The 17728-nt window shown below is 70.9% G+C and carries 18 protein-coding genes; 10 read left to right on the top strand and 8 right to left on the bottom strand.

Annotated elements, in window-relative coordinates:
- Nucleotides 1-64: 64 nt before the first annotated feature.
- Nucleotides 65-460 carry a hypothetical protein gene (locus DLJ58_RS05135; RefSeq protein WP_124854091.1) on the bottom strand — a complete coding sequence of 132 codons (396 nt, stop codon included), beginning with the start codon at nt 458-460 and terminating at the stop codon, nt 65-67.
- 174 nt (nt 461-634) lie between these two features.
- Nucleotides 635-1360 (bottom strand): TetR/AcrR family transcriptional regulator C-terminal domain-containing protein, encoded by a 726-nt coding sequence (locus tag DLJ58_RS05130; protein WP_124854090.1) that lies wholly within the window; start codon nt 1358-1360, stop codon nt 635-637.
- Between the two features lie 96 nt (nt 1361-1456).
- On the opposite strand from DLJ58_RS05130, the gene DLJ58_RS05125 reads away from it, so the two are divergent.
- Nucleotides 1457-1687, top strand: a complete 231-nt coding sequence (locus DLJ58_RS05125; RefSeq protein ID WP_124854089.1) for a hypothetical protein — start codon at nt 1457-1459, stop codon at nt 1685-1687.
- 7 nt (nt 1688-1694) lie between these two features.
- Here DLJ58_RS05125 and DLJ58_RS05120 read toward each other — a convergent pair whose 3' ends face one another.
- Together DLJ58_RS05120 and DLJ58_RS05115 are read right to left on the bottom strand one after the other, a co-directional pair.
- Complete coding sequence (locus DLJ58_RS05120) at nt 1695-2570, bottom strand: alpha/beta fold hydrolase (RefSeq protein WP_208740860.1); 876 nt, start codon at nt 2568-2570, stop codon at nt 1695-1697.
- A 104-nt stretch (nt 2571-2674) separates the two neighbouring features.
- On the bottom strand, nt 2675-3019 hold the full coding sequence (locus DLJ58_RS05115) for a DUF1330 domain-containing protein (RefSeq protein ID WP_124854088.1): 345 nt from the start codon (nt 3017-3019) through the stop codon (nt 2675-2677).
- 180 nt (nt 3020-3199) lie between these two features.
- Between DLJ58_RS05115 and DLJ58_RS05110 the strand changes: the two genes are divergently transcribed.
- Nucleotides 3200-4042 (top strand): helix-turn-helix domain-containing protein, encoded by an 843-nt coding sequence (locus DLJ58_RS05110; protein ID WP_124854087.1) that lies wholly within the window; start codon nt 3200-3202, stop codon nt 4040-4042.
- Here DLJ58_RS05110 and DLJ58_RS05105 read toward each other — a convergent pair.
- Nucleotides 4015-5019, bottom strand: a complete 1005-nt coding sequence (locus DLJ58_RS05105; protein ID WP_208740858.1) for a DUF3800 domain-containing protein — start codon at nt 5017-5019, stop codon at nt 4015-4017. The two genes, DLJ58_RS05110 and DLJ58_RS05105, sit on opposite strands and share 28 nt — an antisense overlap.
- Before the next feature lie 525 nt (nt 5020-5544).
- Between DLJ58_RS05105 and DLJ58_RS05100 the strand changes: the two genes are divergently transcribed.
- On the top strand, nt 5545-8544 hold the full coding sequence (locus tag DLJ58_RS05100; RefSeq protein WP_124854085.1) for a glycoside hydrolase family 95 protein: 3000 nt from the start codon (nt 5545-5547) through the stop codon (nt 8542-8544).
- A 180-nt stretch (nt 8545-8724) separates the two neighbouring features.
- A complete protein-coding gene (locus tag DLJ58_RS05095) occupies nt 8725-9492 on the top strand; it encodes a class I SAM-dependent methyltransferase (protein WP_124854084.1) in 768 nt (255 codons plus the stop codon).
- A gap of 13 nt (nt 9493-9505) precedes the next feature.
- Here the strand turns inward: DLJ58_RS05095 and DLJ58_RS05090 are convergent, their stop codons facing one another.
- The 3 genes from DLJ58_RS05090 to DLJ58_RS05080 all read right to left on the bottom strand — a co-directional run bounded on the left by DLJ58_RS05090 (nt 9506) and on the right by DLJ58_RS05080 (nt 12143).
- Nucleotides 9506-10219 carry a hypothetical protein gene (locus tag DLJ58_RS05090; RefSeq protein WP_124854083.1) on the bottom strand — a complete coding sequence of 238 codons (714 nt, stop codon included), beginning with the start codon at nt 10217-10219 and terminating at the stop codon, nt 9506-9508.
- A 105-nt stretch (nt 10220-10324) separates the two neighbouring features.
- Nucleotides 10325-10987, bottom strand: coding sequence for a response regulator (locus tag DLJ58_RS05085; protein WP_124854082.1), 663 nt, complete (start codon nt 10985-10987; stop codon nt 10325-10327).
- A 25-nt stretch (nt 10988-11012) separates the two neighbouring features.
- Nucleotides 11013-12143 carry a sensor histidine kinase gene (locus tag DLJ58_RS05080; RefSeq protein WP_244218781.1) on the bottom strand — a complete coding sequence of 377 codons (1131 nt, stop codon included), beginning with the start codon at nt 12141-12143 and terminating at the stop codon, nt 11013-11015.
- A 143-nt stretch (nt 12144-12286) separates the two neighbouring features.
- Between DLJ58_RS05080 and DLJ58_RS05075 the strand changes: the two genes are divergently transcribed.
- The 6 genes from DLJ58_RS05075 to DLJ58_RS05050 all read left to right on the top strand — a co-directional run.
- Nucleotides 12287-13282, top strand: a complete 996-nt coding sequence (locus tag DLJ58_RS05075) for a carboxymuconolactone decarboxylase family protein (RefSeq protein WP_124854080.1) — start codon at nt 12287-12289, stop codon at nt 13280-13282.
- Nucleotides 13283-13292: 10 nt separating this feature from the next.
- Nucleotides 13293-13745, top strand: a complete 453-nt coding sequence (locus DLJ58_RS05070; RefSeq protein ID WP_124854079.1) for a DUF6220 domain-containing protein — start codon at nt 13293-13295, stop codon at nt 13743-13745.
- Nucleotides 13742-15481: a multicopper oxidase family protein gene (locus DLJ58_RS05065; protein WP_124854078.1), complete on the top strand. Its 1740-nt coding sequence runs from the start codon at nt 13742-13744 to the stop codon at nt 15479-15481. The genes DLJ58_RS05070 and DLJ58_RS05065 overlap by 4 nt, the downstream gene beginning before the upstream one ends.
- 25 nt (nt 15482-15506) lie before the next feature.
- Nucleotides 15507-15950: an OsmC family protein gene (locus DLJ58_RS05060; protein WP_124854077.1), complete on the top strand. Its 444-nt coding sequence runs from the start codon at nt 15507-15509 to the stop codon at nt 15948-15950.
- Between the two features lie 58 nt (nt 15951-16008).
- Complete coding sequence (locus DLJ58_RS05055; protein ID WP_124854076.1) at nt 16009-17094, top strand: hypothetical protein; 1086 nt, start codon at nt 16009-16011, stop codon at nt 17092-17094.
- Between the two features lie 186 nt (nt 17095-17280).
- Nucleotides 17281-17728, top strand: a 448-nt coding sequence (locus DLJ58_RS05050) for a cellulose-binding domain-containing protein (protein ID WP_208740856.1), incomplete at its 3' end; no start/stop codon positions are given.

The following is a 17728-nucleotide window of genomic DNA, read 5'->3' as shown; positions in this document are numbered from 1 at the left end:
CATCGCTATCGTCGTCGGCGTCCAAGGGCTGTTCACCCCGGACGGCTGACCACGCGTCACCGGGTCACGTGGTGGACGGTCGCGGCGCCCAGGTGCCCGCGGCGCTGGCGATCAGGAGTATCACCGCTGGTAGGAACGCGACACCGATGCCCAGCCCGAGCAGCAGACCCCATCCGGTGAGGATGAGCGCGGCCATCAGATCGGCGACCACTGTCAGTCGACCGACCCACTGTGCGAGAACGGGCAGCAGTGCCGCGACAACGGGAACGCCGAGCAGATAGCTGGCCGCGGTGCCCGAGTCGTCCACGGTGAAGGGAACCAGCACGGCGGCCACCAGCGCGGTGATCGCCAGGGCCGACCATCTGAGCACCGACCGGGTGTTGGCCGGCTTGCGGACCAGGACCACGAGACCGACGAGCAGGACGCCCACGATTGCGCCGACGGCCGCCAGACCAGTCATCTCGTTCTCCTCGACCGCCGGAGGAACTTCATCGAAGGCGGCGGATCGCCGCCTCTGCTTCCCACGATACGGCTGGTCGGGCCAACTGCACGAGCGCCCAGCCTCCTACTCGTTCCGGACGGTGCAGGGTCGGCGACGTCTGCTGGCACCGGTACCGATGGGCTCGCTCGTTCGCTAGCGCCGGGCCGCCGTGCGGAGAATGCCGTTGAGGCCCTCCTCGAACAGCAGGTCGTCGTCCCATCGGGTGTCGTCGAGGTGGCCCGAGGCGTCGAGGGTCGGATAGGCGTTGGCGCTCGCCACGATATGGGCGCGGGCCGCGGCCCTGGTTTCAGGCTCCGTGGTCCGTCGCCAGGTGGCTTCGGTGAGCGAGGCGCCGATGACGTAGTTGGCCAGCAGGCGCGTCGCCACCGCGAGGTGCAGTCCGCTACAGCCGCCGCGTACCAGCGCCGATTGCAGAAACTCGGTGCGGGCCAGCACGTTCGGACCGAGCATGGGGCGGCCGATGAGCCCTGCGGCCCAGGGATGATCCAGCATGGCGCCGCGCCAGGCGCGAGCGAGGACGCGGATGTCCTCCAGCCAGCTCTCGCTCGCGTCCGGAACGGCCACATCGCCGAAGATCCGGTCGACGGCCAGGTCCAGGACGTCGTCCTTCGTCTTCACGTGCCAGTACAACGCGGTCGCCGTGACATCGAGCCGCTGCGCGAGACAGCGCATCGTCAGGCCCTCGGCGCCGAGTTCGTCCAGCACGATCACGGCCGCGTCCACGATGCGATCGAGGGTCAAGGGTGGCTTCCGTCGTGCCCGCGACGGCGCCGCGCGCAGCCATACCGGCGGCGCGGCGTGATTGTCCGGTCGCGCCGCCGAGGGTGAGGTGGCCATGCCGGGCTCGACGGGAGTCATGGAGGCATCCTAAACAGATGGACAGGCAACTTAACGACGGTAAGGTGGTTGTCCGTAGGGAAGTTGGGGTGACTGTTGGCGCAAGGAGGTCCCGGCATGCCTCTCGTGCGAATCCATCTCGACACCGACCGGACCACTGCCCGTCGGGTGCTGCAACTGCATCGGGAGGGCAGGATCCATCACGAGTCGCGGGAGGCCGCCCGGGATCAGGCGTTGCGTCAGGGCCGCACCCCGGCCGGTGATCCGGTCTTCGTCGGCATCACCAACGGCCGCCGCGACGTGCAGTTGCTCTACGACGTCGAGGTCTACACCGACGCAACCCGTTGAGCAGGGGTCAGCCCGCGTTCAGTACCTCCCGCAGCCGCGCGGCGAACTCCTCGGGCTTGCCCGCGTAGCCGAACTCGCCGCCGAGGAACCCGCCGTGGTGGCTCGGGAACACCACGGCCTCCTGACCGAGCAGCGCCGCGAGGCCCAGGGCGGTGCGAGCGGTGTACGTGCCGGCCGACTCCTCGCCGACAGCGACCACGATCCGGGTGGGCGCGGCGGTGAGCACGCTCGCGTCGGGACGGTAGTCGGTGATCGCCCACGAGTTCCGCGACAGCAGCGGATCGTCGCGGCTGCCGTCGTCGTCGGCTGCCATGCCGAACATCGCCGGATCGGGGGCGGGCTGGGCGAAGTAGGCATCGGTGAACTCGCCCTGCCAGGACGTCATGGCGATGAACGCGGCCATCCCCGCACCCGAGCCCTTCGCCTGGTACGCCTCGTAGAAGCCGGCTCGGGCACGCTCGGCGGCCGTGGCGTCGGGGAGCACGGCGTTGATCGGCGGTTCGTGCGCCACCAGGGTGGCGACGTCGTCGGGGTGGGTGGCGACCAGTTCGAGTGCGGTCACCGCGCCGCCGCTGCTGGCGAACACGTCAACCGGACCGACCTGGAGCGCCTGAACGAGTGCGTGCAGGTCGGCGGCCTGCTGCTGCGGCGTGTGGTCGGACCGACCGTCCTTGCGGACACTGCGGCCCAGACCACGCGGGTCGTAGGTGAGGACCGTGCGGTCCGTGAAGTGCGGGGCGAGCGCGGTGAAGCCCTCCGCCGCCATCGGCTGGCCGATCATGAGCAGCGCACGATGGGCGCCAGTGGGAGGGAGCGGGCCGCGGACGTCGTAGACCAGGTCGACGCCGGGAATGACCAGGGTGTGCGTCTGGATGTCCTGCATCCGATGAGACTACGGCCGGCTGACCTGTGTCAGGGTGCCTGCGGGCGGCGAGCCATCGGGATCTTCGGGGCGGCGCTCGTGCCCTGGGGTGCGAAGGTCAGGTGCTACCGATTGGTGGCGCGGCGAATGGTCGCGGCCACCTGCGACGAGTCGTGGCCCGGCTCCACTCCGTCGACGAGAATCACCTCGCCGGTGAGGTGCCTCGTCCGCAAGGGCTTGATCTCCTGATAATCGCTGGACTGGTACCAGGAGCGGGCCCGCTGCAGGTCGGGAAACTCAATGACGATCACGTCGCCGGGCCAGTCGCCCTCCAGGACGTCGATGGTGCCGCCGTGGACGAGGAACCGGCCTGCGAACTGCGCGAGGGTGGCGTCGATTCGCTCCAGGTACGTCAGCACCTCGGCGTGGACGGGTGCCCTGCGGAGGTGTGCGATCGCGTACGCGGTCATGAGTGCCTGTCCTTTGCGTTTGGTCTTCTTATGTCGGTCGCGGTGGTGACGGTCGGCGTGGGCCGCCGCGTCACGGCACCGGATCGGTCGTGCCGGAAGAACTATTTCCGCTGTCGCGGTGGACTGTCGATTACCTCGCAGGTAATGGCCCGGCTGTCGGTGTCGAATTAGGGTCGGTGAGTGACGATTTCGACCCGGCACGGGCGACCAGTGGGGGAGCTGCTGCGCGACTGGCGTCGGACTCGCGGAATGAGCCAGCTCGACCTGTCGATCGAGGCGGGAGTGTCGGCCCGGCACCTGAGCTTCGTCGAGACCGGGCGATCCCGGCCGAGCCCCGACCTCATCCTGCGGCTGGCCGAACACCTGGAGATGCCGCTGGCCGAGCGCAACACGATGCTGCTGGCCGGCGGCTACGCCCCCGCCTACCCCCGCCACGAACTGACCGACCCCGAGCTGGCACCGGTACGGGCCGCCGTACGGCAGATCCTCGATGGTCACAGCCCGTACCCCGCGCTGCTCGTCGACCAGCACTGGCACCTCGTCGACGCCAACCCTGCCGTCGCCCTGTTCACCATGGACGCGCAGCCACACCTGCTCACCCCACCGGTCAACGTGCTGCGCCTCAGCCTGCACCCCGACGGTCTGGCACCGCGCATCGTCAACCTGCCCGAGTGGCGCGCCCACCTGTTGAAACGGCTGCACCAGCAGGCGGCGACAACAAACGATCCGATCCTGTACGACCTGCACGAGGAGCTTCGCGGCTATCCCGGCGGCGACGTCGACACGACACCGGTCGGCGATGCCCTCTCCCGTGTTCTCGTCCCGCTGCGCTACCGGCACGGTGACCAGGAGCTGTCCTTCGTCAGCACCACGACCCTCTTCGGTACGCCGCGGGAGGTCACAGTCGCAGGGTTGGCCGTCGAGGCGTTCTTCCCCGCTGACTCGGCGACCACGCAAGCCCTCCGAGCCCGTGCCGATCATGACTCGGCTGCCCGTCACCCTGCGGGAGAGGGCGGCGGCTGACGGAGCGCGTCGTCGATGATGCCCGGCATCCGCCGGGCCACTCCGGCGAGGAGATCCGCTACCTGCACGCGCGGATCGTCGCGGGAGTCGACCATCACCAGCCCTGCCAGGGGCGACACTCCGTTGGGCAGCGCCCCGGCCCGCTCGACGCCGGCCGTCGACGCGTTGCTGTCGGCCAACACCCGCTGGAGGCGGGTCAGCCGGTCTGCCGTCAGGGCGCTCTGCTCGTCGTGGGTCACCAGCACCTGCCGCTGGCCGCCGCTCCAGGACAGGACCGTCTCCGCCAGGGCCGGCAGCAGCGGCTCCAGTGGAGGAGGAACCGTGCGGTCGTCGACGTCGAGCCGGGCCACCACGGCCCGCACGTGGCTCGGGCCGAGCCCGTCGAGGGCGGCGTCCGCCACCGTGCCGAGGCGGTGTCGCCGCAGCGCGTCCCGCGCCTGGAAGAACCGCTGCACCGTCTGGTCGACCGGAAGTCGCCGTTTCATCCGGACCAGATCGACGAACGCCGACAGGAAGGCGCCCCAGTCGCCTCCGGCCGAGCGTCCGGCCTCGTGCAATGCGAGAGCCGTCGGATGGTGCTCGCGAGCCAGGCGGGTGCCCGCCGCGTACGACGGCTCGGTCAGCAGGAAGTCCACGATCCGGGTGACGAGGAAGAACTCCTTGTCGATGAGGTGGACGTGCGCGCGGCCGGCCAGCGCCGTCAGGAACCACTCCAGTGCCTCTTGCGCACCCGAACCGCGCAGGAACCGGCCGGACTTGAGCTCGTGCGGCGCGAACCGGAACCGGGACCGTAGGGAGGTGATGAGCGCGACCGCCTCGTCGACGGCCAGGTCGACGCTCGCGTGCGTGATCACCGGGGCGGTCGAGTGCAGCAGGTTCGTACCCGAGAATCCCGACTCGTCGCAGGCGATCTCCACGACAGCCCCGATCACCACCGCGCCGCCCGGCGGCAGCCCACCCTGAAGCGGTGATCTCACCGCCGAGCTCCCGCCATGTCGCCCATGGTCACCCGTGCGCCGGCGGAGGACAACCCGATTGCCTACGGGAGCCGCAACCCTCAATGGGCGCGCTCCGGGTGCTGACCATCGCGAACACCCTGCGCTCGCTGCCACCCGGGCGCGTCGATCCCCACCTGCAGCTGGTGCGCGGCTGGCTCGACTGCTCGCCTGCGTACATCTGATGTATGTCCGTCCGGGTGGGTGATCGTCGCCGTGATTCTGGCGGATCGCCGTGCGGTGTCGCGTCAGCGCGCCGCTGCTCGCCCGCCCGCGCATCTTGCTGACCGGCCAGAGAGGCGTGGTGTCCACCCATTGATCGACCGTTGCCTATTCTGTGGCCCCGGAGTAACCTTCCCGAAACACATCCGATGTCTGGCTCGCCAAGGCCCGGTGTCGGCCTGCGCAGGCAGGGTCCCGGTTGGCCCCAACCAAGCGGATCCCCATGTCGAGTCCCATAGTTGTCACGCTTCGGGGTGGCCGGACTGGTCACCGTTTGGAGGATCGATGTCAGACCTGACCCGACGGCAGGCCCTCAAGATCGGCGCAGCCGGTGCGGGTGGTGCTCTCCTGCCGGTGCCCTGGACCGCCGTGGCACGAGCGGACTCGGTGGCGCCGCCGCAGGTGTTGGCCGCCGGGGACCTCGCCCTCTGGTACGACGAAGGGGCCGGAACCGACTGGCTGCGGGCGCTGCCGATCGGCAACGGCCGGCTCGGCGCCATGGTCTTCGGCAACGTCGACACCGAGCGACTCCAGCTCAATGAGGACACCGTCTGGGCCGGTGGGCCGCACGATCCCAGCAACCCCAGAGGCGCGGGAGCGCTCGCGGAGATCCGGCGGCTGGTCAACGCGAACCAGTGGACCCAGGCCCAGGATCTGATCAACCAGACCATGATGGGCAACCCCGGCGGCCAGCTGGCCTACCAGACCGTCGGCAACCTGCGGCTCGCCTTCGGATCCGCCAGCGGAGCCTCGCAGTACGACCGGACGCTCGACCTCACCACCGCCACCGTCACGACGACGTACGTGCTGAACGGCGTTCGTCACCAGCGGGAGGTGTTCGCCAGCGCGCCGGACCAGGTCATCGCGATCCGGCTGACCGCCGACCGGACCGGCTCGATCAGCTTCACCGCCACCTTCGACAGCCCGCAGCGCACCACGGTGTCCAGCCCGGACGGCACCACCATCGGCCTCGACGGTGTCTCCGGAAACATGGAGGGCGTCACCGGCGCGGTCCGTTTCCTCGCCCTGGCCAACGCGACCATCAGCGGCGGCAGCGTGTCCAGTTCCGGCGGCACCCTACGGGTGACCAACGCCAACAGCGTGACCCTGCTGATCTCCATCGGTTCCAGTTACGTCAACTACCGCAACGTCGGCGGCGACTACCAGGGCATCGCCCGGCAGCGCCTCGCCAGCGCGCGGGCCAGCAGCTACGACCAGCTGCGCAGCCGGCACGTGGCCGATTACCAGGCGTTGTTCGGGCGGGTCACTCTCGATCTGGGTCGCACGTCCGCGGCCGACCAGACGACGGATGTCCGGATCGCCCAGCACAACAGCGTCAACGACCCGCAGTTCTCGGCGCTGCTGTTCCAGTTCGGGCGGTACCTGCTGATCTCGTCCTCGCGGCCCGGCACCCAGCCGGCCAACCTCCAGGGCATCTGGAACGACTCGCTGGCCCCCTCCTGGGACTCGAAGTACACGATCAACGCCAACCTGCCGATGAACTACTGGCCGGCCAACACCACCAACCTGGCCGAGTGCCACAACCCGGTCTTCGACATGGTCAGAGACCTCGCCGTCACCGGGGCGCGGACCGCCCAGGTGCAGTACGGCGTCGCCAGTGGCTGGGTCACCCACCACAACACCGACGCGTGGCGGGCCACCGCGGTGGTGGACGGCGCGTTCTGGGGCATGTGGCAGACCGGTGGCGCCTGGCTGTCCACGTTGATCTGGGACCACTACCTGTTCAACGGCGACATCGAGTTCCTGCGGACGAACTACCCGGCCATGAAGGGTGCGGCGCAGTTCTTCCTCAACACCCTGGTGACCGAACCGACCCTCGGTTACCTGGTGACCAACCCGTCGAACTCGCCGGAGCTGAGCCACCACGCGAACGCCAGCGTGTGCGCCGGCCCCACCATGGACAACCAGATCCTGCGGGACCTGTTCGACGCGTGCGCCCGGGCGAGCGAGATCCTCGACGTGGACAGCACCTTCCGGGCCCAGGTGCGTGCCACCCGGGACCGGCTCCCCCCGATGAAGGTCGGCTCGCGCGGCAACATCATGGAGTGGCTCTACGACTGGGTGGAGACCGAGCCCAACCACCGGCACATCTCGCACCTGTACGGGCTGGCCCCCAGCAACCAGATCACCAAGCGCGGCACTCCGCAGCTGTTCGAGGCGGCCCGGCGGACCCTGGCGCTGCGCGGCGACGACGGCACGGGCTGGTCGCTGGCCTGGAAAATCAACTTCTGGGCTCGGATGGAGGAGGGCAAGCGGGCTCACGACCTGATCCGCTACCTCGCCACCACCGCGCGGCTCGCGCCCAACATGTTCGACCTGCACCCGCCGTTCCAGATCGACGGCAACTTCGGCGCCACCGCAGGCATCGCCGAGATGCTGTTGCAGAGCCACACCGGCGAGCTGCACGTCCTGCCCGCGCTGCCACCGGCCTGGCCGAGCGGGCGGGTGACCGGCCTGCGCGGTCGAGGTGGGCACACGGTCGGCATCACCTGGGCGAGCGGTCTGGCCACCGAGATCCTCGTCCGACCGGACCGGGCCGGCACCGTCCGCCTGCGCTCCCGGATCCTGACCGGCACCGTCACGGTGGTCGACACCGCCGACGGTACGGCGGCCCGGACCACCCGGATCGAGTCCGACCTGATCGAGGTCACCGTGCAGGCCGGACGCACCTACCGGGTCACCAGTTCCGGTGCCACCACGCCGACGCTGGAGCAGAGCTTCAGCAACGTCGGCATCACCAGCGACAGCAACACCAACGTCGGGAACTTCGACGGCGGTGGGGCCTCGCTCTCCGCGCAGGCCCTGGCGCAGGCCGGTGCCAGCCCGGGCGGCACGGTGAGCCGCAACGGGGTCAACTTCCGCTGGCCCAACGTCAGCTCCGGGGCCGCCGACAACGCCGTCGCCTCGGGCCAGACCATCGGCGTGACCGGCACCGGCAGCACGCTCGGCTTCCTGCTGACCGGCACCTACGGAGCGGTGTCGGGGACCGGCACTGTGGTCTACGCCGACGGCACCCGCCAGACGTTCACGTTGAGCTCGCCGGACTGGTATGGCGGGCCGCACTCCGGGGGCACCGCGGCCATCGTGTCCGCGTACCAGAACCGGCCCAACAACGGCCGTCAGAACACCGCCGCGTGCATCTACTACGTGGGTGTGGCGTTGCAGAGCAAGGCGGTGGCCTCGGTCGTGTTGCCGAACATCAGCGCCCGTCCCGCGACGAACGTGCCGACCATGCACATCTTCGCCATCGCGATCGGGGGCTGACGGCAACGATTCCTGCTCGGGGGAGCACGACCGGGCCCGTCCCACCTGGGCCCGGTCGCGTTCGGCGTTCGGCGGGCCGGCAAGCGGTTGCGCGCAGTTGTCGTCACGGCGGTGCGTAGGCGACCCGTTTGCGCGGAAAGACCGGGCATCACCGACGCGAGTCGTGACAGGATTGTCGGCATGCCGGTTCGTGCACTGAGCTTCGGCATGGTGGCGCGACGATACGAGCGGCACCGACCGGGCTACCCTGCCGAGCTTGTCGACCTGGTGCTGACGCACTCGGATCGGCCGGTGCGATCGGCGCTGGAGATCGGCGCCGGCACGGGCAAGGCGACCCGGCTGTTCGCCGCAGCGGGCGTCACTGTCACCGCGACCGAGCCGGACGGGGCAATGCTCGCCGAGCTGCGCAAGCACGTGCCAGCAGGCGTCCGGACCGTGCGTGCCGCATTCGAGGACCTGCGGCCGGGCGCGAGGTATGACCTGGTCTACGCGGCAGCGGCACTGCACTGGACGAAACCGGAGGGGCGATGGTCGCGGATGGCCGCACTACTGGAACCCGGCGGCGTGTTCGCCTCGTTCGGCGGACCAACCCAGCTGGTTGACCCGGCGGTGGCGGACGCTGTCCGCGTCGCCCGGGCACCCTTCCTGGACAGCGACGAGATTCCCTCGCCCGATGGAACGCCCCCGGGGCAGGCCATGCAGTGGCCGGGCACCGAGCTCCAACGGTCCGAATGGTTCACCGATGTGCAGCAGACCGTGATCGAGCGTCGGCTGACGATGAGTGCGCGCCACTACGTGGGGCATCTGTCGACGATCTCGGCGTATCTCGCGCTGCCCACCTCGGAGCAGGAGCAGGTCTTCGCCCAGATCGAACAGGTCCTGCCCGAGACGGTCGAGCTCTCCGCCGACGTCATCGTGCATCTCGCGCGTCGACGCCCCGAGCAGTAGCGCCCGAGGGTGCTCAGACCAGGAACTCCTCCCGCATCCGCGCGCCCAGGTTGATCCCGCCCACCGCCCGGGGGCCGGCCGGGTCGTGCACGGCGACGGTGTTGTTGCGACGCATCAGCTCACGGACCGCGGGCGGTAGTCGCGGCGGGTCGTCCATGGCCGCGAGGACCTGTCCGGTACTGACGATCAGTCGATCGGCCAGGGTGGCGGCGTCGGTGTCCACCCGCACCCGGCCGTACTCCCAGCCGGAGGTGGTCAGGTCGAGCACCTCGAACAGGCGGGTCACCAGCGGGTTCGGGTCGGTCACCCGGTCGATCCGGGGTGCCCGTTTGCCGACCACGGTGACGGCGGCGGCCACCTGCGCGTACGGGTGGAAGCCGCACGGCAACGCGAACAGCGGCCAGCGCAGCGCCGGGCCCGCCTCCTTCCACAGCGGCCGGTAGTTACGGCGGTGCACCAGCAGTCGCCGGCCCGTCCGTCGGTGGATCTCCTGGGCCTGGGCCTGAAGGTCCACGTGGGCCTCGTCGGCGACCTGACTCACGATCCGGGTCGCCACCACCAGGCCGTCGTCACTGTCGAGCGAACCGGCGAGCGACTCGACCTGCTCGTTGAACCGGATCCGCGCGTGGGGGCCGTACCGGGACTGGACGTCGTGCAGCAGCGCCTGCTGGCGTCCCGGGTCGAGCTGGACCCGCCTACCGCCCAGCAATCGACGGAGCCAACGCATGTCGCCTCGATTCAGCAGAGCCGTCGCGGACGGCGGCAATGCTAATGCGTCGACCTTCCCTCATGTCCCAAGGGGGCTGGTCGACTCCGCTCTCGGAGACGGCGGTCACCGCCGACGTGGCGTGATCAGCCCCGACTCGTACGCCCACACGACCAGCTGCGCCCGGTCGCGGCAGTGCAGCTTCGTCATGGCCCGGTTGACGTGTGTCTTGGCGGTCAGCGGACTGATCACCATGCGCACGGCGATCTCGTCGTTGGTCAGCCCACGGGCGACCAGCTCGACGACCTCCTGCTCCCGGGCGGTCAGCACGTCGCGTCCGGCCGTCGGCACGGCCGGCGGTGGGCCGGCCACGAACTCACTGATCAGTGTGCGGGTGACGGTTGGCGCGAGCAGCGCGTCGCCGCGCGCGACGACGGTGACGGCGTGCAGCAGGTCGGCGGGGTCGGCGTCCTTGAGGAGAAAGCCGCTGGCGCCCGCGCGGAGGGCGGCGAACACATAGGAGTCGAGCCCGTAGTTGGTGAGGATGAGAACGCGGATCGCGGCGAGGTCGGGATCGGCGGCGATGCGCCGGGTGGCCTCGATGCCGTCGAGGCCCGGCATCTGCACGTCCATCAGAACGACGTCCGGGCGCAGACACCGCGACAGGTGGACGGCCGAGGCGCCGTCGCTCGCCTCACCGACGACCTCCAGGTGGTCCTCGGCGTCGAGCAGTGCCCGGAAGCCGGCTCGCATCAGCGCCTGGTCGTCGGCGAGCAGCACCCGGATCATCCCGGCTCCTCCGGCCGGCGGGCGGTCATCGCGGGCCGTCCAGCGGGAAGGTGGCCCGTACGGTGAACCCGTGGTCGTCGTGCGCGGCGGTCCGCAGCGTGCCGCCCAGGGCGCTGACCCGCTCCCGCATGCCGCGCAGGCCCACGCCCGGGGTCAGGGGCTCAGCCGGCGACGCCTGACCGTCGTCGGTGACCGCGACGGTCAGCCCCGCCGGGGCGTACTCCACCTGGATGTGCGCGGTCGCAGGCCCGGCGTGGCGGGCCACGTTGGTGAGGGCCTCCTGGATGACCCGGTACCCGGCCTGGTCGACCTCGTCGGGCAGGTCCCCGCGCTGACCGGTGACTGTCACCTGCACCGGTACGCCGACCGCCCGGGTCCGCTCGGCCAGCTCGTCCACCCGGGCCAGCCCGACCCGATCGCCGTCGGTGGGTGTGCGCAGGACGTCGAGGGTCGTGCGGAGTTCCCGCATCGCGGCGCCGCTGGCCTCCTGGATCGCCAGCAGCGTGGCCGACGGCTCCTCGCCGTGTTTGCGGGCCAGGTGCACGGCGATCCCCGCCTGCACCTTGATCACCGAGATGCTGTGGGTCAGGGAGTCGTGCAGGTCGCGGGCGATGCGCAGGCGCTCCTCCCCGGCGCGGCGCAACGCCATCTCCTCGCGGGTGCGTTCGGCCTCGATCGCCCGCTGCTCGACCTGCTCCAGGTACGCCCGGCGCTGCCGCGCGACGAGCCCGGCGACGTTGGCCGCCACGAACCAGCCGAGCAGCAGGGCCGTCCGCTCGGCGACCAGTTGGCCTGGTCGGCCGGCCGGCGCCATCGAGATGTCGCGGGCCAGGAAGCTACCGAGGAAGGCGAGGCTGGCCACGGCCGCGGCCGACCGGTGTCCCTGCCAGGCGCTGACGTAGACCGCGCAGAGGACCGGGAACGCGGCGGACACCCCGGGGTGCACCCGGACGTGAACGGCCAGCATGGCGACGGTGACCACGCCCAGCGCCACCACCGGGTAGCGCCGGCACGCCGCCAGGGCCACCACAGTGGCGAGGACCAGGGCGACGTCGAGCACCTCGACCGGCGCGGCGTCCGGGGTGAGCACGGCGTTGCCGAGCAGGAGGATGCCGAGGACGAGACCGCCGAGGGCGTACGGGAGGTCGCGGCGCATGGTCGCACTGTAGAACGGCCGTCGTCGGTGGAGCATCCCGCGCGCGTGGTACCTAAGGCGTACCACGGACGCGGTATGAGCGGCGGGCAAGTGTCTACGGCGGCACGACGTTTTCCCGGCCCGCCGGAACAAGCATCGAGCCCATGACATACCGCTTCTTCACCCCCACGCCGACGAGGGCGGCCACCGGCCGCACAGCGGCCGTCTACCAACAGTTGCGCGACGACTTTCTCGGGCCGCTGCCGACCTTCCAGGCGCTCTCGGCCGTGCCAGAGGTGTTGGCCGCGACCTGGGCGCTGATGCGGGAGGCGCTGCTCGCCGGGGACGCGCCCCGGGTCGAGCGCGAACTCGTCGCGGCCGCGGTGTCCCGGGCCAACCGCTGTCAGTTCTGCCTCGACGCCCACGTGCTCCTGCTGCACGCGCTGGGCGCATCGAAGCTGGCCGAGGCTGTCGCCCGGGGCGAGACGCCCCCCGAGCCGAGGCACGCCGCGCTCGTCGGCTGGGCGCAGGCGAGCCGCAGCCCCAGAGCCGCCGGCTGGACCAGCACCCACGGCCCGGAGATCACCGGCACCCTGCTCGCGTTCCACTTCATCAACCGGGTCGTCTCCGCGTTGCTCGACCCCGATCTGCTCCCCGGCGGGCTGCAACGCTCCCCGCTGGTGCGGTCGGTCGGGGGCCGGCTCTACGCCAAGGCGGCCCGGGAGTCGAAGGAGCCCGGCCGAAGCCTCCCGCTCCTCGACGCCGACCCGACGGCATCACCTCCCGCCTGGGCGGGGGACAGCCCGGTGGGCGTCGCCTACGCGTCGCTACGGGACGCCGCTGCCCGGGGTGGGGACCTGCTGCTGGGCGACGTGGCGCGCCAGACCGTCACGGCCACGGTGCGCTGGGAGGAGGGGCGGTTCCCGGCGCGGCCCGCGGACTGGGCCGTCGACATGGTGCGGGACGTGCCGGGCACAGACCGCATCGGGACGCGGATCGCGTTGCTGGCGGCGTTCGCGCCCAGCGCGATCAGCCCGGGCGACGTCGCTCTCTGGCGGCTCTCCCACCCCGCCGACGCCGACCTCGTGCGGTTGGTCGCGTACGGGGCGATCACGGCCACCGATCACGTCGCCCGGGCCCTCGCCTCGGCGCCCCTCTAGGAGGTAACCCATGCGCAAGGCTCTCGTCATCGTCAGCGCCCTGCTGCTCGTCGCGTTCGCCGTGCAGTTCGTCCTCGCCGCCGTGGGCGGGTTCACCAGACCCGCCGGCGAGGACGCGTACGCGCTGCACAGCGTCAACGGCATGGCGGTCATCCCGATTCTCACAGTGCTCACCGCCCTGTTCGCCGCGCTGGCGAAGGCGCCGGGAAAGGTCATCGGACTGGCGATCCTGCCGATCGGCCTCGTCGTCCTCCAGCCGCTCATCGCCATGCTGGCCGAGGCGTCCACCGACGCGTCGGGTGTCAGCACCCCGCTCGGCCTGACCATCGGAGGGTTGCACGCGCTCAACGGAATCATCGCGGTGCACGTCGTGGTCGGTGTCCATCGGGCGGCGCGACAGCTGGCCGTCCCGGTTCCCGCCGGCACGGCTCGGCTGGTCACCCGGGAAGGAGAGCCGGCGTGACCACCGGGTCGCTGCTCGTGGCCGACCTCGTGATCGCGGTCCTCGCGTCCGCCGCCTGGCTGGGCGGTGGCGCCGCGTCCGCCGTCCGTCGCCGCCCGCTCGCACTGGGACTGGCAGCCGTCGCCCTGCTCGCCACGCTCGCCCGCGCGATCACGATCACCGCCCTCGCCCGCGCCGGCTGGTGGTTCGCCGCGGAGAAGGTCCTCATCGCGGCCCCACTGTCGCTCGCGGCGGTGGGCGTCGCCGGTCCGCGGTTGCTGCGGGCCCCGGGCGACATCCGGGCCGTCGCGGTTCCGCTGCTCTTCGCCGGGTACGCCACGAGCAGCGCCCTGCTCGTGACGATCCTGCACGGCTATCCTGCGTCGGCCGGGGCCGGGCTGCTCGCGGTCGCCGGAGTCGTGGCGGCGACGGTGATCTCGGGGCGTGCGCTCGGCGCGCGCCCGTCCCGGACGGTGTCCCGGGCGGCCCTCGTGGTGGCGGTCGCGGCACTGCTGACCGGAACCGGCTTGACCGTCGCCCCGGGCGCCGCGCCCGCCGTACCGCATGATCATGGTTCTCCGGCGGCCCGGATCACCGACGAACCCACCCGGCGGTTCACCCTGACCGCCGCAACCGCCACTGTGGACGCGGGCGGCCGGAACGTCGCGGCGTGGGCGTTCAACGGGCAGGTCCCCGGACCGGAACTGACCGCCACCGTCGGCGACGTCCTGGAGGTGACGCTGCGCAACCGGGACATCGGGCGCGGCGTCACCCTGCACTGGCACGGGTACGACGTGCCGAACGATCAGGACGGCGTACCCGGGGTGACGCAGGCGGCGGTGCGGCCCGGGCAGGAGTTCGTCTACCGGTTCCGCGCCGACCAGGCCGGAACGTACTGGTACCACACGCATTCGGCCTCCGACGTCGGCGTACGGATGGGGCTCTACGGCGTGCTGGTGGTGCGACCGGGCCCGGTGACCGGCCTCGACGTCACCGTGCCGGTGCACACCCTGGCGGGCCGTCCGTTGCCCGCACCGAAGGTGGAGGAGGTCGAGGCCGGCCTGCCGGTGCGGTTGCGGCTGATCAACACCGACAGCACGACGCACCGGTACGCCCTGGCCGGGACCGCGTTCCGGGTGGCCGCGATCGACGGCGTCGACCTGCGCGGCCCGACGCCGCTGGTGGACACCGCCGTGCTGATCCCGGCCGGGGGCCGCTACGACCTGGTCTTCGACGCGCCGGCGACCCCGGTGGCGCTGTTCGTCGACGGGCGGGCGGTCTACTCGACCGGCCCGGTGTCGACGGCGACCGGCGCCTGGCGGGTGCTCGATCCGCTCCGCTACGGCGCGACCGCTGCGGTGCCCTGGTCCCGGTTCGACAAAACGTTCACCCTCGTCCTCGATCGCGGCCTCGACCTGCGCAGACTGCTACCGCGGTACGGCCACACCGTCAACGGCGCGGCTGACCCGGACATCCCACCGCAGGTCGTACGCCTGGGTGACGTCGTACGGTTCACGATCGTCAACCGGTCGCAGGTCGTGCACCCGTGGCACCTGCACGGCCATCACGTCCTGGTGCTGGCCCGCGATGGAGAGCCGGCGACCGGAAGCCCGTTGTGGCTGGATTCGTTCGACGTCCGTCCGGGCGAGGTGTGGGAGGTGGCGTTCCGGGCCGACAACCCGGGGATGTGGGCCAATCACTGCCACAACCTGGCGCACGCCGATGCCGGGATGACGCTGCATCTCATGTACTCGTGATCGCGGAGGCCTGTAGTTTTCTGTCATGACTGAGGACACCTTCCGTTCGGTGGCGATCGAGCGCACCAGCCTGGGCAACTACGTCGTGCGGAACTCCCGTGGCGGGTCGGTGTCGTTGGGCGCGGGCGAGGACGGCAGTTTCACGCCGGTGGAGTTGCTGCTGGCTGCCATCGGCGGCTGCACCGCTGTGGACGTGGACCACATCACCAGTCGTCGCGCCGAGCCGACCGAGTTCGCCGTTGCCGTCACCGGTGACAAGATCCGGGACGAGGCCGGCGGAAACCGGATGCGGAACCTGCGGGTCGAGTTCACCGTGACGTTCCCGGAGGGCGCGGAGGGCGACGCGGCCCGTGCGGCGCTGCCCCGGTCGTTGCAGCAGTCACACGATCGGTTGTGCACGGTCTCCCGTACCGTCGAGCTCGGCACTCCCGTCGCGATCGCTGAGGGCCCCGGGCCCGCCGGAGACTGATCGGCGCTGAGCACGGCTACTCAGGCCCGTGCGGGTTCGTTCGTGTGAGGGTGACGGCATGCGTCGACTACTGGTGCCACTGCTGATCGCCCTCACCGCCGTGGCAGCGTGTGCCGACCCGAACGCCCAGCCGGGTCGCGCGGACCCGACGGTTGCGGAGCCGGCGCCCACCGAGCTGCTAACCGACGGCAGCGTGCCCTGGGCCGACCTGAAGATCACCGGCGAGGACCTCAACGGCCGCCCTGCCGAGCCGAGAACGCCGGCCGCCGGCAGCGAACCGTGCCGGGCGGAGCAGCTGACCGGCCGGCTCACCACGTGGACCCGGCCCGGCACCGGCGGTGAGACGCCTCGGGGCTTCGACGCCGCCATCGGCAAGCTCATCGGCGAGGTGGACGTGCGGAACTCGTCGACGGTCGAGTGCACCCTGCAGGGCGAGGTGCCCACGACCATGCTCGCCGGCGGCCGCGAGATCCCGATGCTCTACGCCCACGGCATCGACGAGGAGGGCCGCACACGGGTGGTCGCCGTGCCGGCCGGCGGCCACGCCAGCCTGCGCCTGGACTGGTCCGGGCCGTTCTGTCAGCCCGTGAAGGGGTCGTTGGAGCTCGCTATCGAGCTGCCGCACGACGGCGGCAGGTTGCGCGCACCGGTCACCGCCGACGAGCGTCCGGGTTGTCCACAGGGGGAGGGGGTCCACCCCCGCGCGCGGGGGACGCTGTCCGCGAGCGCGTTCACCGAGCCGGTGACGGTGTCGAAGCCCCCGTCCTCGCCGCTTCAAAAGCTCACCGTCGCTGTTCGGGGGCCGACGACCGCCGCCGCCGGGTCGCGGCTCACCTTCCGGGTGACGCTGGGCAACCCGACCGACGGCCCCCTCGTGCTGGACCCCTGCCCGGGCTACCTCATGGAACGGTTCTCTCTCGGCGACGCGACAAACGACGCGGTGAACTCGGCCCAGTTGTACCGGCTGAACTGCGGCGCGCTCCCGCAGATCCCCGCCGGCGGCAGTGCCGTGTTCGAAATGGTCGCCGAGGTGCCGGCCTCGATGCGGGCCGGGCGCGAGCTGAGCGTGACGTGGAAGTTGTATCTGCCGCACTACGTGCAGCGGGGCAACCAATACGGTGTCCTCACCCTCACCGTCGTCTGAGGAGCGCAGCGTCCGGGTCAGCCGCACCGGCAAAGTCGACGTAGGTGAGAACAAGGGATAGATGCTGTTGAGGGTATGGGAGCGCTCCCGTAACATACCTGGCGCGGCCTGTTAACGCTCACAACCGGTCACCGCACAGCGACCACCACCAATGCATGGGCCGCCGTCCCGCGAGGAGGGTGCTACATGACCAGATCCAGAGCCACCAATGTCGGTCTGGTTGCGGCCGGCGTCGGCTTACTGGTGTCGTCGACCGTTGTCGCGGCGCTGCCGGCGGGTGCCGCGGCTGAGGGTTGTTCGGTGAACTACGCCGTGTCGTCGCAGTGGCAGGGCGGCTTCGGTGCCAACGTGGCGATCACGAACCTGGGTGATCCGTTGAGCAGTTGGACCTTGACCTGGTCGTACGGCGCCGGGCAGACGGTGACGCAGGCCTGGAACACGTCGCTGACGCAGAGCGGGTCGGCGGTGACGGCGAAGAACGTGAGCTACAACGGTGGGGTCCCGACCAACGGCACGGTGTCGTTCGGGTTCAACGGGTCCTGGACGGGCAGCAACCCCGACCCGACGAGCTTCGCCCTCAACGGCGTCACCTGCACCGGTGGCACGACGACTCCGCCGCCGACCACCCCACCGC

The organism is Micromonospora arida, assembly GCF_003857035.1.
GTDB classification, from domain to species: Bacteria; Actinomycetota; Actinomycetes; order Mycobacteriales; family Micromonosporaceae; genus Micromonospora; species Micromonospora arida.
The sequence above is the reverse complement of the archived record's forward strand: the minus strand, read 5'-3'. Positions and strand labels throughout refer to the sequence as shown.